Annotated in this window: 9 protein-coding genes and 1 pseudogene; 7 read left to right on the top strand and 3 right to left on the bottom strand. The window is 68.6% G+C overall.

The genetic code is table 11. The features are described from left to right. The first annotated feature begins 12 nt into the window (after positions 1 to 12). The 6 genes and pseudogenes from HTS88_RS04075 to HTS88_RS04100 all read left to right on the top strand — a co-directional run bounded on the left by HTS88_RS04075 (position 13) and on the right by HTS88_RS04100 (position 9,194). Positions 13 to 2,784: a carboxypeptidase-like regulatory domain-containing protein gene (locus HTS88_RS04075; RefSeq protein ID WP_174175761.1), complete on the top strand. Its 2,772-nt coding sequence runs from the start codon at positions 13 to 15 to the stop codon at positions 2,782 to 2,784. A gap of 230 nt (positions 2,785 to 3,014) precedes the next feature. Continuing rightward, positions 3,015 to 3,713 carry a DUF998 domain-containing protein gene (locus HTS88_RS04080; RefSeq protein ID WP_174175763.1) on the top strand — a complete coding sequence of 233 codons (699 nt, stop codon included), beginning with the start codon at positions 3,015 to 3,017 and terminating at the stop codon, positions 3,711 to 3,713. A gap of 6 nt (positions 3,714 to 3,719) precedes the next feature. Beyond that, positions 3,720 to 4,300, top strand: a pseudogene (locus tag HTS88_RS04085) (DM13 domain-containing protein). A 129-nt stretch (positions 4,301 to 4,429) separates the two neighbouring features. Continuing rightward, positions 4,430 to 4,747, top strand: coding sequence for a hypothetical protein (locus tag HTS88_RS04090; RefSeq protein WP_174175765.1), 318 nt, complete (start codon positions 4,430 to 4,432; stop codon positions 4,745 to 4,747). Between the two features lie 8 nt (positions 4,748 to 4,755). Next, positions 4,756 to 7,506 (top strand): PEP/pyruvate-binding domain-containing protein, encoded by a 2,751-nt coding sequence (locus HTS88_RS04095; RefSeq protein ID WP_174175767.1) that lies wholly within the window; start codon positions 4,756 to 4,758, stop codon positions 7,504 to 7,506. Beyond that, positions 7,503 to 9,194, top strand: coding sequence for a SulP family inorganic anion transporter (locus tag HTS88_RS04100; RefSeq protein ID WP_174175769.1), 1,692 nt, complete (start codon positions 7,503 to 7,505; stop codon positions 9,192 to 9,194). The genes HTS88_RS04095 and HTS88_RS04100 overlap by 4 nt, the downstream gene beginning before the upstream one ends. Positions 9,195 to 9,206: 12 nt before the next feature. On the opposite strand, the gene HTS88_RS04105 is transcribed toward HTS88_RS04100, so the two are convergent. The 3 genes from HTS88_RS04105 to HTS88_RS04115 form a co-directional block, all read right to left on the bottom strand. Continuing rightward, positions 9,207 to 9,350 (bottom strand): MFS transporter small subunit, encoded by a 144-nt coding sequence (locus HTS88_RS04105; RefSeq protein ID WP_174175771.1) that lies wholly within the window; start codon positions 9,348 to 9,350, stop codon positions 9,207 to 9,209. 1 nt (position 9,351) lies between these two features. Next, positions 9,352 to 10,746 carry an OFA family MFS transporter gene (locus HTS88_RS04110; protein WP_174175773.1) on the bottom strand — a complete coding sequence of 465 codons (1,395 nt, stop codon included), beginning with the start codon at positions 10,744 to 10,746 and terminating at the stop codon, positions 9,352 to 9,354. 132 nt (positions 10,747 to 10,878) lie between these two features. Beyond that, the gene (locus HTS88_RS04115) at positions 10,879 to 12,102 is read right to left on the bottom strand and encodes a virginiamycin B lyase family protein (protein WP_343044878.1); all 1,224 of its coding nucleotides are present in this window, start codon (positions 12,100 to 12,102) and stop codon (positions 10,879 to 10,881) included. Positions 12,103 to 12,275: 173 nt separating this feature from the next. Here HTS88_RS04115 and HTS88_RS04120 point away from each other — a divergent pair, with 173 nt between their 5' ends. Next, positions 12,276 to 14,915 carry a PEP/pyruvate-binding domain-containing protein gene (locus HTS88_RS04120; RefSeq protein WP_174175775.1) on the top strand — a complete coding sequence of 880 codons (2,640 nt, stop codon included), beginning with the start codon at positions 12,276 to 12,278 and terminating at the stop codon, positions 14,913 to 14,915. The last annotated feature ends 9 nt before the right edge of the window (positions 14,916 to 14,924 follow it).

The raw sequence follows: 14,924 nt of genomic DNA on the forward strand, positions 1-14,924 counted from the left end.
AAAGGCGGCGGCGTGCTACGCACCGCGTCATTAAGGATTCTTGCAGGACTTACAGCCGGGCTTCTCACAGTCCTGGCGGCCGGGCCGGGGCCCGCTACAGCCGACGATTACGCACCTTCCGCGTATATCGAGGGCACGGTGACCGCCCCGCCCGGCACCAAACTCGACCAGCTCCAGGTTCAGATCCATGACATCCAGAGCTATCAAGGACATACCCCCGTTCCGGTTGGCGCCGACGGCCGCTACAGGGCGCCCTACAGCTGGCTTGAGTACGCCAATGTCAAAGTTCTGGGCGGCGAAACCGGCCTGGCCGACACCTGGTACGGCAACGTCCCCCGGCAGGAGAACTCAACAAACATTCCCGTCAACCGCCGGACAGTTACTGGCGTGGACATTGCCATGTCCCCCGGCTCCGCCATCACCGGAGTGATCTCCGCGCCTGCGGGTACTGACCTCACTGGCCTCACCGTTGTTGCGGTGGGCGAGTTTATTTCCCCACACCGCACAACAGTTCCGGCCATAATCCGATCAGCTGGAGTTGCTCCCGACGGCAGCTACCGCATTGCGGGCCTCGGCGCCAACACCTACACGGTTCAGGTACAGCCCGGCGCTAACCCCCTGCTGGAAACCTGGTACGGCAGCGGATCCGACGAGCAGGCAGCCAAGCCGGTGAACGTCGCAGCAGGGACAGACACCTCCGGCATCAACATCAATGTGCTGCAACCGGCCAGCCTCGGAGGCACCGCCGTATTCCCTTCGGGATCGGCGCCGGAATCCGGCTTTGTCACCTTGTTTTCCGAAAACGGCAACAGAGTAGCCAGCACTACGTTCGGTACTGATGGCGCGTTCCACTTCCCCCAGGTACCGCCAGGGCCTCTCAAACTCTGCTTCGGCAGCAGCACGCCGGAGTCCGGCTTCGCGTTCATGTGGTACCCCACCGCAGGCCAGTTTGGCTCCGCGGAACCACTCAACCTGGCACCGGGTGAGATGCGCACGGACCTGCAACTCATCATGAAACCCGGGGGTTCAATTACGGGGACCGTTTCCGGAGCCGATGGCGCCACGGTGGGCGTCAGGCTCCTGGACTCGCTGGGCCGCATTGTCAGTTCGGCCCGGACCGATGCCGCCGGCAAGTACGTTTTGGGACGGATCGGGCCGGGAGCCTTCAAGGTGCGGTTCGGTGATGTGGGATTTCGCTCCACCTCTTCACCCTTGATGCCACAGTTCTTTCCGGGACGTGCCGAAGGAGCCGGATACAGTGCAGGCGCCGATGTCACGGTCTCCGCAGGACAGGCAACATCCGGAATCGATGCCGTCATGACTCGGGGCGGTGCCGTCTCAGGCCTCATCCTCGGTACTGACGGCGCGCCCCTCACGTCACACTCGGTCAACACACTGTCGCTGAATGGTTCAGTGGAGGAACGCACCGCGTGGACCGATACTTCCGGCAGGTTTTCCATCTCGGGGCTTTCCGACGGTGACTACATCCTGGAAACGAACTTCGACCCCTATTCCAACAGCCTCTTCCCTCTCGGCCACCTGTATTCAGGAAATGTCCGGGAACGCGAAAAGGCCCAGACACTCTCCATCCGCAACGGCCAGGCCGTGGACGCCGGGACGCTGTCCTACGCCACGGCAGGCCGGACGCCGTCCCCGGAGGCTGGCAAGTTCGTCCCGGTTTCCCCCACCCGGATCCTCGATACCCGGACAAGCCTCCTTCCCGTAGCCGCAAACACCAAACGCATTGTGCAGGTGGCAGGAAAAGCCGGCATCCCCGCCGACGCCAGCGCTGTGGCCCTAAACCTTACGGTGACCGAGCCGTCGTCGTACGGGCACATCTACGCCGTTCCTTTCGGCGCTGGGATACCCGACACCTCCAACGTCAACTATGACGAGCAGGAGACCGTACCCAACTACGTCATCGTGCCCGTCAAGGACGGCAGGATTGTCCTGGGCAACGAAGGGCAGGGCCCTGCCCATCTGCTTGCCGACGTCGCGGGCTACTTCACCGGCGGCTTGCCGGCGGACGCCGGAGGTTACCATCCACTCACGCCGTTCCGGGCGGCCGACAGCCGTGGCACGGGCGGCACCCCCGGCGGCCAGCAGTTCGATGTCCAGCTGGCGGGCCTGTCCAAAATGCCCACTGACGCCGGGGCTGTGGTGGTGAACCTGACAGCAGCCCGCGTCTGGTCCTGGGATACCGGATCACAAACCAGCTATGGCCACCTGACCGCATTCGCCACCGGAACCGCCCGGCCTGCAACCTCCAACGTGAACTACGACTGGGCCACGGGTGACACCCCCAACCTGGCCGTCGTACCCGTGAGCGCCGACGGAAAGATCAGCATTGCCAACACCTCGCCCGGATCCGTGGGCATCATTGTTGACGTGATGGGGTACTTCAGGAAGGGCCAAGCCACTACCGCCGGCACCTACCAGTCCGTGGCACCCAAACGCCTGGTGGATACCCGCCAGTCCTCCGCTCCGGTGGGAGCTGGAAAAGACATCAGCGTGGCTGTCGCCGACGCACACACCGTCCCGGCGGGCGCGAAAGCGGCAATGGTGAACCTGACTGCGACCGAACCGAAGTCGTACGGGCACCTCATTGCGTACCCCGCGGGCAAGGCACTGCCCACCACCTCCAATGTCAACTACTCCCAAGGCCAGACGGTAGCCAACTTCGCCGTGGTACCCATCGGCGCCGACGGCAGGATCACGGTGCGGAACTCGTCCTCAGGCGGAACCCACGTGATCGTCGACGTCGTGGGGTACATCCTGGGATAGGCAGCCACGGGGAGAAACCACTCCCCCGAGGCTCTGCAGCACATGCGCAGCCATCTGGAGGAACTGAAACGGCAGGGCATCGAGGCCATCGACTAACCCGGACAAGGCCGTTCGGCCCTACCCACCTCCGGCAAGACGGCACACGCTGAAACAAGCAGGCATCAGGGCCCAACGCCCGAAGATCCTGCAGCAAGCCCTACCAGAACGCGGGCTCTGAGGAACGTTCCACAATGCCAATCGCAGAAGGGCGCCACCCCCACCAAGGGCGGGCCGCACACACCAGGAGCGTACGGGACGGCACCCTCCGGAGGGTCCTCCTGGCTGCCGGGCCGGTCTCCTCGCTGCTCTATGTGGTTGCCACGGACGGGCTGGCGGCATCCCGATGGGACGGGTACCTCCGCAGCGAACAGATGGTGAGCGAACTGTTCGCGGTGGGATCCCCCGGCCGCGACGTCCTGGTCCCGTTCACGTGGCTCTACACAGCCCTGTTCGTAGCTTTCGGAGCAGGCGTGTGGAATTCCGTCCACGGGAACCGCGCCCTGCGCATCGCCGGCGGCCTGCTGACCGCGTACGGGCTGTGGAACATCATGGGAGCGTTGTACCCGCTGACGCTGGGAGACGAGACGTCCGTTCCCATGCACATCCTCGCCACCAACATCCAGCTCGCGCTGATGGTCGGCGCGATGTGCTTCGTGGCGGCGGGATTCCACGGCCGGATGCGGTGGTACTCAATCCTCTCGCTCCTTGCCTCTGCGCTCATGGGCATGGTGGCGTTCATGGCAGCCCCGGGGCCGAACCTCGTGCTCGGCATCGGGGAGAGAATCAGCATCGGGGCGTTCCTGCTGTGGGTGGCAGTCCTCGCGGTGGCGCTGTGGAGGAGGCCGCTGTCCGCGCCCGCGGAGGAACGGCGTCATCAGTCCGCTCGTTGAGTTGTTATGGGAAAGCGCGCTGCCATCCTCGCGGGTTTGTTCGTGGCTGCAATTGCGGTGGCTGTAGGACTCTACCTGTTCCAGCCCTGGCGGATCTTCACGAGCTCCACCGTGACCGAGGACATCCCGTCAGCTGCCCCGGCCGCTGCCCCGTCGCAGGAAGCAACGGCGGAGCCCAGCGCCCCTGCTGCATCCGCCACGCCCGACGCACCGGCCGGACCCGCCGCACCCGCCGCCCCGCGGGAACTGGCGACCGGCCAGCTCATCAGCCACGAACATGCCAGCTCCGGAACGGTGAGGATTCTTGAGCTCGCCGACGGGAGCCGGATCCTCCGGCTCGAGGGCCTTGACACCTCTGACGGGCCGGACCTGAAGGTGTGGCTGAGCGACGCCCCCGTCATCGAGGGCCTCGCAGGTGGCACGTCTTCGACGACGGCGCCTACCTGGACCTGGGCGCGCTCAAAGCTAACAAAGGCGATCAAAACTACGAGATTCCGGCCGCAGCTGTTCTGGGCGACTACACCTCGGTGAGCATCTGGTGTGCCCGTTTCGCTGTGTCCTTCGCAGCTGCCGAGCTGAAGACGTGACCTGCCGGCCGCACCGACCGCAAAGCATCATCCGGCTGCTGCCGCATTAGGGCACTTCTCCCCTGTGCACCGGCCGCGTTGGGGGCTAGCCTGTTCGGCATCAGCGTCCACCGCCGTCGAGGAGCCGTTATGCCCGGGTTTGTGCAGATCATCGAATTCAGGACCTCCCGCATCGAGGAGATCGAGGAGCTGGGCCGTCCTTCACGAACCGGCGGAAGCACCCCGGCCACGTTCCGCAGCATTGTTGCCACCGCGGACCGGGACCATCCGGGGACCTACTTCACCATCGTCGAGTTCGATTCCTTCGACTCTGCCATGGAGAACTCCGGCCGGCCCGAGACGTCCGAGTTCGCGTCCAAGATGGCCAAACTATGCGACGGACCCGTGATCTTCCACAACCTGGATGTCCTGTGGGAGGACACCGGCAACGGCGCGGACCACGGCTAGGGCCGGCCATGGCCTCTGAAAGTGCCGGGCAGGCCGGCGACGGCCCGGGCCTGGTTGTTGATCTCAGCCGGCTGGCATCAGCCTCGCTGGCCACGGCGGGCGGCAAGGCCCTCAATCTTGGACGGCTCGCCGCTGCGGACTTTCCGGTCCCGCCGGGTTTCTGCCTCACCACCGCCGGCTACCGGGCCGCCGCGCCCCCGGAACTGGACGCCATCGCAGCCCGCCTGGACGGCGCCGGGCTCGATGGGACTGGAGCGGGAAGCTTTGACGGGGCGCGGAGTCCTGAGGAGACGGGAAGGTACGACGGCGGCCGCGGACTTGCCGACGACGACCGGAACCATCTCGCGCGGCAGGCACGTGAGGCGGTGCTGGCGGCGCCTGTACCGCCCGGCGTCGAGGCCGCCGTCCGCGGCGCCTACGCCGCGTTGGGCAGCGGCCCGGTGGCGGTGCGCTCCTCCGCCACCGCCGAAGACCTCCCCTTCGCCAGCTTCGCAGGGCAGCAGGACTCCTTCATCGACGTGGACGGGGCCGACGCCGTCGTCCAGGCCATCCGGCGCTGCTGGGCCTCCCTCTGGACGGACCGCGCCGTGGCCTACCGCTCCACGAACGGGATCAGCCACCGCGAGGTGGGCCTCGCCGTCGTGATTCAACGCATGGTGGAGGCAAACACGGCCGGCGTGCTGTTCACCGCCAACCCCGTGACCGGCACCCGGACCCAGACAGTCATCAATGCCAGCGCGGGGCCCGGACAGGCGGTGGTGTCCGGCGCCGTGAACCCGGACCACTTCGTGGTGGAGGCGGCCTCGGGCCGGATCCTGCAGCAGCCAAAGGACCAACCGCCCACCCTGACCGGGGCGCAGCTTCGCGAACTGACCTCCCTCGGTGACGATGCCCAGCACCTGTTCGGCGCACCCCAGGACGTGGAATGGGTGATCGACGGCGGCGGCACAGCCTGGCTGACCCAGTCGCGGCCCATCACCACGCTGTACCCGCTGCCGGACGACGATCCGCTCAACGGCCAGGCCGCCCCAGCCGCCACGGACGGCGCAGATACCCGCGTGTACCTGTGCGGGACACTGCTCCAGGGCCTCACGCGCCCCATCACCCCGATGGGACTCCATGTTTTGGGCCTCATGCGGGGCAGCAACAAGGGCCCGTGGAAATACGCGAACCCTGGATTGCGGATGTACGTGGAGCTCACGCCGATCTTCCGCAACATTTCCGGCCGCCAGGCCTTGGAGAAGATGCTGCCCCTCGCGGACGGTCGGTCAGCCGCCGTCCTCCCTGCCCTCCTGGAGGATCCGCGGTTCAGCGTTGGCCGGCCTCCCCGCAGGAAACCCGAGCGCAGGCGCAAAGCCGCCCAGGCCCGGAAGCAGGCCAAAGGCAGCGAAGGCACCCAGAGCCTGGGCCTGGTCCTGGGGCTCATCCCCGCCATGGTCCGGGCGCTGCTGTGGCCGGACCGGGAACTGCGGCGCGCGCAGCGGTACCAGGACCGCCTGGCGGACCAGCTGGTCCTCCCCCTGCCGGCCACCGCGGCCAGGCGCCTCCAGCACACCGAGGACATCCTGGCCACCTCCATCAATAAGCTGATCCAGGCCACGCTGCCGGCCCCGTCCGTGGGCTATCTGACGCTGGCCGCCGCCCGCAGGCTGCTGCGCGGAATTGCCAAGCCGCGTGAGCTTGAGGCTGTGCTGCGCGGGCTTCCCCACAACGTAACCACCATGATGGACCTGGAGCTGTGGCATTTGGCGGAGTCCTTGGGCCGTGATCCGGAGGCCCGCCGTGCCTTCATGGAGCTGGAGCCCGGAGAGCTTGCCGCCCGCTACCGGGCGGGCACACTCCCCGTCCCAGCCCAGTCCGCGCTGCAGGCATTCCTGTCCAAGTACGGCCACAGGGCCGTGGCGGAGATCGACCTGGGCATGCCCAGGTGGTCCGAGGAACCGGACCACCTCCTCGGAATGGTCTCCAACTATCTCCGTGTGGAGGACCCCGAACTGGCCCCGGACCGCCAGTTCGCCAGGGCCGCCGAGCACGCCGAGGCCCGGATCAGCGAGCTGGTGGAGCGTGCCGGTACAGAGAGTCGGCTGCGGGGGCGCCTGGTGGCGCTGTGCTTGCGCCGCACAAGGCAGCTCGCCGGCCTGCGGGAACTTCCCAAATTCTGCATCGTGCTGGTGCTCGCGGAGATGCACCGGCAGCTGGCGGAGGTGGGCGCCGAACTGGTGAAGAATGGCACCATTGGCGCCGCCGGCGACGCGTTCTTCCTGGACTTCGACGAACTCCGCGTGGGCCTCCGCGGCGCGGACCTGAGAGGCATCGTCGCCGCCCGCCGCCGGCTGTACGACGTCGAACTCCGCCGGCGGCGCGTCCCGCGCCTTCTGCTCTCGGACGGCACGGACGTGGAGGCTGCCATGATGGCGGCAGAGGCCGCCCTGCCCCAGGCTTCCGCGGACCGCCTTGCCGGGACGCCGGCTTCCGCAGGTACTGCCACCGGAAAAGTCAGGGTGGTGATGGATCCGGTAGGCGCCCACCTGGAACCCGGGGAAATCCTGGTGGCACCCTCCACCGATCCCGGCTGGACGCCGCTGTTCATGACCGCAGGCGCCCTGGTGATGGAGATGGGCGGCGTCATCTCGCACGGTGCGGTGGTGGCCCGCGAGTACGGCATCCCCGCGGTGGTGGGTGTTGCCGATGCCACCACGCGGCTGCACGACGGCCAGAGCATCACGGTGGACGGTGCCGCCGGTACCGTGACCTGGTGAGGCCGTTCACCGGGCGTTCCGGCTCCCGATCCTGGTGGGTTCCGCCAGCCCTGCGCGGTTACCGGAGGGAGTGGCTGCGCCACGACCTGCTGGCGGGCACCGCGCTGTTCGCGATCCTGGTGCCCGCGGGCATGGCGTACGCCCAGGCCGCCGGCCTGCCACCGGTGACCGGCCTGTACGCGACGGTGGTGCCCCTTATTGTCTACGCAATTGTCGGGCCGTCACGCGTGCTGGTGCTGGGGCCGGATTCGTCGCTGGCCCCGATGATCGTTGCAGCCCTTGTTCCCCTGGCCGCGGCCAACGACCAGAAATCCGTGGCCCTGGCGGGCCTCCTGGCCATCCTGATTGGCGCCATTCTGCTGTGCGGTTCGGCGCTGCGGCTGGGAATCGTCACGGGACTCCTGTCCAAGCCCATCCGGCTGGGCTACCTCAACGGCATCGCCTTGCTGGTGGCCGTGTCCCAGGTTCCCACCCTCCTGGGGATCTCCGTGGAAGGCGGCACGCCCTGGGAACGACTCATCGCCGCGGTACCCAAGGTTCTCGCCGGTGAGACCAACATGGTGGCACTGCTGATTGGCCTGGCCTCGCTGGCGCTCATCGTGGTCCCCCGCTGGCTGAAATGGAGAATACCGGGCGTGCTCCTTGCCGTGGTCGCGTCCTGCATCGCCGTGGCCCTGCTGGAACTCCAGGGGCGCGTCCGGGTGACCGGCGCCCTTCCGCAGGGACTCCCCGCACCGGCCCTTGGCGGCATCGGCTGGGCCGACGTCCTGGCGCTGCTGCCCGCGGCCGCGGCCATCGCCCTGATCGTCTTTGTTGACACCGGAACCCTGTCCCAGTCCCTCGCCGCGGCGGAGGACAAGAGGGTCTCCGGCAACCATGAGATGGCTGCCCTCGGCGCGGCCAACGCCGCCAGCGGCCTGCTGGGCGGCTTCCCGATCTCGGCCAGTACGTCCCGCACCCCTGTCGCCGTCGAGTCAGGGGCGAAAACCCAGGTCACCGGGGTGGTGGGCGCCGTCCTGGTGCTCGGCTTCATGCTCCTGGCGCCCGGCACCACCGAGTTCCTGCCGGCCGCCACCCTTGCCGCCATTGTCATCGCCGCAGCCGCGGCACTGGCCGACCCTGCAGGCGTGCGGCGGCTCATCGGCATGAGCCGCAGCGAGTCGCTGGTCATGCTCGCGGCGTTCCTGGGCGTCACGATCCTGGGTGTCCTCACCGGCATCGCCGTGGCCGTTGGGCTGGCAATCCTGGACTTCCTGCGCCGGGCCTGGGAGCCCTACCGCGCTGAACTGGTGGACGTGCCGGGGGTGCCCGGATACCACGACGTGAGCCGTCATCCGGACGGGGAACGCATTCCCGGCATGCTGATCCTGCGCTTCGACGCACCGCTGTTCTTCGGCAACGGGGCACTCCTGGGGTCCTTCGTGCGCAACAAGCTGGACCAGGCGCCGCCCGGCACCGAACGCGTGGTGCTGGCGGCAGAGCCCGTGACCGGAATCGACACCACCGCACTGGATGAGCTGGTGCAGCTTGACGAATGGCTGGAACGGCACGGCGTGGACCTGGTGTTTGCCGAACTCAAGGGTCCGGTCAAGGACAGGCTGCTGCAGTACGGCATGGGCGCCCGCTTCTCGCCCGAGCACTTCTACCCGACAGTGAGCGAGGCTGTGCGGGCGTTCCAGCGGCGCTGACCGCAGGATCCCCTACCCGAACAGCGCCGCCACCCGGGTCAGGGTCTGGTAGATCCCGTACGCCAGCGGGACACCCACCAGCGCCCAGGCCACGGCGAGCTTACCGGTGGACATTGTGGCGGGCGCCTTCGCGCCGGGGTTGTGTGCGGTGCTCATCTCAGGCCTCCATGGCAGGTTCGTGTGTCCGTCCGCGGTCCGGGCGGGGTTCGTGGAATCGTGCGTCCACCGGTTTGACCATCAGGTTGGCCAGGAAGCCGATCACCAGCAGCACCACCATGGTCAGCAGAGCCGGCTGGTAGGACACGGCGTTCAGCTGGCCGGGCTTGCCCTGGGCGTCCAGGAACGCGTTGACGATCAGCGGCCCGGCCACGCCGGCGGCGGACCAGGCGGTCAGCAGCCGGCCGTGGATGGCCCCCACCTGGTAGGTCCCGAAGAGGTCCCGCAGGTAGGCCGGCACGGTGGCGAAACCGCCGCCGTAGAAGGAGATGATGACGAACGCCAGCGCGACGTAGAGGACCGTGGTGGTGGACCCGGCCAGCGCCAGCACCGTGTAGAGCACGGCGCCGACGCCCAGGTACACCATGTAGATGCGCTTGCGGCCGGTGACGTCGGAGGTGGCGGACCAGGCGAAGCGTCCTGCCATGTTGCCGATGGAGAGAAGCCCCACGAAGCCCGCGGCGACGGCGGCACTCACCAGGGAGACGCCGTCGGACTGGCGGAAGAAGTCCTGGATCATGGGCGCTGCCTGCTCCAGGATGCCGATGCCCGCGGTCACGTTGCAGAACAGCGCGATCCACACCAGCCAGAACTGCCTGGTCTTGACGGCATTCTTGGCCGAGACGTTCTCGGTGGTGACCAGTTTGGCGGCCTTGACCTTGGCGGGGTCGAACCCGGCCGGTTTCCAGCCGTCCGCGGGGACTTTGATGGTGAAGGCGCCGAACAGCATGTAGGCGAGGTAGACGACGGCGAGCGTCAGGAAGAGCCTGCCCACGGCATCGCCGCTGGCCACCCAGTCCTTGGCGCCGGAGTTGGGATCGTACATTTTGAGCAGCGCCGTGGAGACGGGGCTGGCGATCAGCGCGCCGCCGCCGAAGCCCATGATGGCCATGCCGGTGGCCAGGCCCGGGCGGTCCGGGAACCACTTGATCAGGGTGGACACCGGCGAGATGTATCCGATGCCCAGGCCGATGCCGCCCACCACGCCGTAGCCGAGGTATACGAGCCAGAGCTGCTGCGTGAAGATGCCGAGCGAACCGATCAGGAAGCCGCCCGCCCAGAACATGGCGGACGTGAACATGGCCTTGCGCGGGCCGTTCCGGTCCACCCAGGTGCCCATGATGGCGGCGGACAGGCCCAGCATCACGATGGCGATGGAGAAGATCACGCCGATCTCGGTCAGGCTGGCGCCGAAGTGCTTGACCAGTGCCGTCTTGTACACGCTCGTGGCATAGGCCTGGCCGATGCAGAGGTGGACGGCGAGCGCCGCGGGCGGCACCAGCCAGCGGTTGAATCCCGGCGGGGCAACGGTTCGTTCTCGGTCCAGCCAGCCCATGGTGCTCCCTTGCTCGTCAAAGACGTCAGTGTCCTGTAGCTGCCGCAGCGCATACCCCTCCAGAGGAGAAAGTCCCTCTTACGCCGCTGCGGCCTCCGGCAATCATGGGGCAGATAGTAAGCAAACGTATCTTTAATGCGGTGGGCGGTAGGTAATCCGCGACGAACGGCGCCGCCGGAGCACGGCGACAAGGAAGGCGGCTCCAGCCAGCACCAGCGCACCAGCACCGGCGGCGACGGCAGGAAGCCCGATATCGAGGGAACCCCTGGCGACGACAGCGCCCTCGGATGGAGGCGCTGAAGGAGTGGCGGTGGCCGCCTTGGGGTCTCCCCTGCCCGCGGCGGCCGCAGCGGCGGAACCGTCCGGTCCGCCGTCGAACACGGTGACTGTCTTGCTTCCCCTGTTGACCACTGCCACCGAACCATCGGCCGCAATCGCCAGGCGGCCGGGGTCCTCGCCCGTGGGAAGTGTTTGGGCCACGGCATCAGCCCCCGGCGGGATCACCGAGACTGTGTTGTCAACACTGTTGGTCACGTATACGGTCCCGTCCGGACCGGCCGCCACCTCCTGCGGTCCGCGGCCCACCCGGATCCGTTGCGACACGGTGGTGCCGGCGGGCTCGATGACGGCGACGTCGCCGGAGAGGACGTTCGCCACATAGACAGTTCCATCCGGCGCGACGGCGATACCGTGCGGGCTGGACGTCCTGCCCACGTCAACGGTGTGCGAGGGGCCTGCGGCACCGGCGGGAATCACGGTGACGGTCCCGGCGTGCTGGTTGGCAGCGTAGGCTGTGCCGTCCCTGGCCACCGCCACCTCCACCGGGAAGGGGCCGGCGTCCAGGACGCGCTTCACCCGTGTTCCACCCGGCGGCACCACCGAAACGGTCCCCTCGGAGGGACTGGCCACATACAGCGACCCGTCCGGTGCTGCCGCCAGCCAATGGTTGCCCTGCGTCAACGGAATGGTCGCGGACACCCCGCTGGCACCGGGCGCCACGACTCCCAGCTCCGTCTGCTGGGACTCGGTGTGCTGGAGCACGTACACCGTTCCGCCGGCAGTGACGGCCAGGGACGTTGAAAAGTGGCCCACCGTGATGTGACGGGGGGCCTGGGCCTCGCCCGGCTGGTGGACGCTGACGCCGCCCACCCAGTTGTAGTCGCTGACATACAGCGCCCCGTCGGGACCGTACGCAATGCCCAACGGCTGCCCGACGGCGTCAATCACCGTGGCATCGGCGGCGGACGCCGGAACGGCTACGACGGCGGATGCGAGCAAGATTGCGGCGCCGGCCAGCAGCGCCGTCCGGACGGAAGAGACCATGCCGGCGGCACGGCGGAACAGCTTGTGAAGCACGGTGTTTCCCCCAAAACTGCTGCCGACCCCCGCGGCAACCCTCCGATCCTACCGCCGGCCGCCGGGTTCGGAACCTGACTTTGGACCCATGGCCAGCCGCCGCCTGCAGTGCCAGTATGTGAGCATCAGGTTCACCCCCAGGCGCCCCAGCCGGGCAGCAAGGACGCACGGCCATGACCTATATCAGGGACCTCAGCGACGTGGGGCCAGGCGACGTCGCCGTGGCGGGCGGCAAGGCTGTGGGCCTGGGCGGCCTCCTCCGGGCCGGGCTGCCGGTCCCGCCCGGGTTCGTGCTTACCACCGCCGCGTACTCAGGGTTCGTGGACGCCAACAACCTCGCTGCCGGCATCCAGGAACTTGCCGCCCTGCCACCGGACGCGGAGCCGCAGGCGTATGAGGAAGCCTCCCGGCGGATCGGCGCCCTGTTCACCACCGGCACCATGCCCGCCTGGATCGCCGCGGAACTCGGTGCCGCCTACGAGCACCTCGGCAACGGAACACCCGTGGCAGTCCGCTCCTCCGCCACGGCCGAGGACCTCGCCTCGGCCAGTTTCGCGGGGCAGCAGGAAACCTCCCTGAACGTCCGCGGCATGGTGGAACTGTCCACGGCCGTGATCGGCTGCTGGGCCTCGCTCTGGACGGCGCGCGCCATGTCCTACCGCGCGCGCGAAGGCGTGGAACCCGGCCAGGTGCGCCTCGCCGTCGTCATCCAGCAGATGGTGGAGGCCGACGCCGCCGGGGTCATGTTCACCGCCAACCCCGCCAACGGCCGGCGGGACCAGACGGTGATCAGTGCCGCGTGGGGCCTGGGCGAGTCGGTGGTCAGCGGGACGGTCACCACCGATGACGTGGTGGTGGACGCCGGGACCGGGTCCGTGCTGTCGCGGCGGACAGCGGACAAGGACGTCATGACCGTCTATGCGGAGAACGGCACCCGGGAGCAGCCGGTGGCGGCAGCCCGCCGTCGCGAACCCGTGCTCGATGACCGGGAGGCGGCGGAACTTGCCGGCCACGGCCGGCGGGCCGCCGCGCACTTCGGCGCCCCGCAGGACATCGAGTGGGCGCGGGCCGGGGGCAAATTCTTCATCCTGCAGTCCCGCCCCATCACTGCGCTGCCCGAACCAACGGCGGACACCCCGGAGGCCTGGCCCGTGCCGTACCCGAACGGGCTCTACTTCCGGGCGAGCATCGTGGAACAGCTTCCGGACCCGCTCTCGCCGCTGTTCGCCGACCTGGTGGACGGCTCCGTGGCAAGGTCGCTGCAGGCCCTGATGGCGGAGGCCCTGGGCAAGAACGTCATCCGCGAAGGCGACGTCGGGCTGCCCACCGTCAACGGCTACGCCTACTACTATTACCGCAGCTCGGGCATGTGGCGGATGATGGGCAGACTGCTGACGGCGGTGCGTGCCCTGGCCCGCGGCAAGGCGCACATGGGCATCGCCGGCTGGCGCGAGTTCTCCCACCCGCGCTACAAGCAGGCCATCAAGGACTGGCAGGAAAAGCCGCCGGCCCAGCTCACCGGCGGGGAACTGCTGGCGGGCGCGCAGGCGCTGCTGGACGCCGGTACCGTCTACTACACGGCCGTGCAGTCCATCATTCCGCTGGCCACCAGCAGCGAGCTGGCCTTCCGCACCTTCTACGACAAGCTGGTCCGTCGCGCCGGGGACCCGCCAGCCCAGACGTTCCTCCTGGGGTACGACAGCGAACCCATCCGGGCGGAGAAGTCGCTCTGGGACCTGGCCGCCTGGGCCCGCAGTGACCCCGGGCTGGCATCAGTGCTGCTGGAACGGCCGACGGCGGAGCTCACCGAGTGCCAGCGCACCGGATCGCCGCCCGCAGGGGTGGACGACGCCCTGTGGCAGGAGTGGCGTTTCGCCTTCCGGGAGCACCTGGACCTCTACGGCCACGCGGTCTACAACCTGGACTTCGCCACCCCGGTGGCCACGGATGATCCGTCCACCCTCCTGGCGACGGTGAAGTTCTACCTGCGGGGGCAGGGCACCGACCCGCACGAGCGGCAGCGGCTGTTGACCAGGCGCCGGGAGGAGCTGACTGAACAAGTGGCCGCCCGGCTGGGGCCGCGCCGCCGGGCCGCCTTCCTCCGGCTGCTCCGGTGGGCCCAGGACACCGCGCCGGTCCGCGAGGACGCGCTGGCCGACGTCGGGCTCGCCTGGCCGCTGCTGCGGCAGACGCTGCTGGAACTCGGGCGCCGGCTGGTGGCATCCGGCGTCATCGCGGAGCCCGCCGACGTGTTCTGGCTGCGCTTCCAGGAGGTGCGGACCGCCGTCGAGTTCGGCCTCGCCGCCCCCGGGGCGCACGCCGCCATCACCGGAGCGGACCGCCCCGTCCGCGCCGCCGCCGTCGAGGAACGCAGGATGCTGTGGCGGGGCCAGGCGAGGGCCGCCGCCCCGCAGATGCTCCCGGAGCGCCCGTGGATGGAGAAGGCCTTCGGGTCCATGATGCCGGCGGCGTCGCAACGCCAGCACGGCGACGTGATCAAAGGCGTGGGTGCCAGTTCGGGGCGGGTCACCGCTCCGGCCCGCGTCCTGAGCGGGCCCCGGGACTTCGGCCGGATGGAGCCCGGGGATGTCCTCGTTGCACGGATCACCACGCCCGCCTGGACCCCGCTGTTCGCTATGGCCTCCGGCATCGTCACCGACGTGGGCGGCCCGCTGAGCCACAGCTCCATCGTGGCCCGCGAGTACGGCATCCCCGCCGTCCTGGGCACCGGCGCGGCCACCCAGCGGCTGGCCACCGGCCAGCAGGTCACCGTAGATGGCGACGCCGGCACGGTCACTATCGAGCACCCATGAGTAAGGAGC

Origin of the sequence: Pseudarthrobacter oxydans, assembly GCF_013314975.1 — a bacterium.
Classification (GTDB): Bacteria; Actinomycetota; Actinomycetes; order Actinomycetales; family Micrococcaceae; genus Arthrobacter; species Arthrobacter oxydans.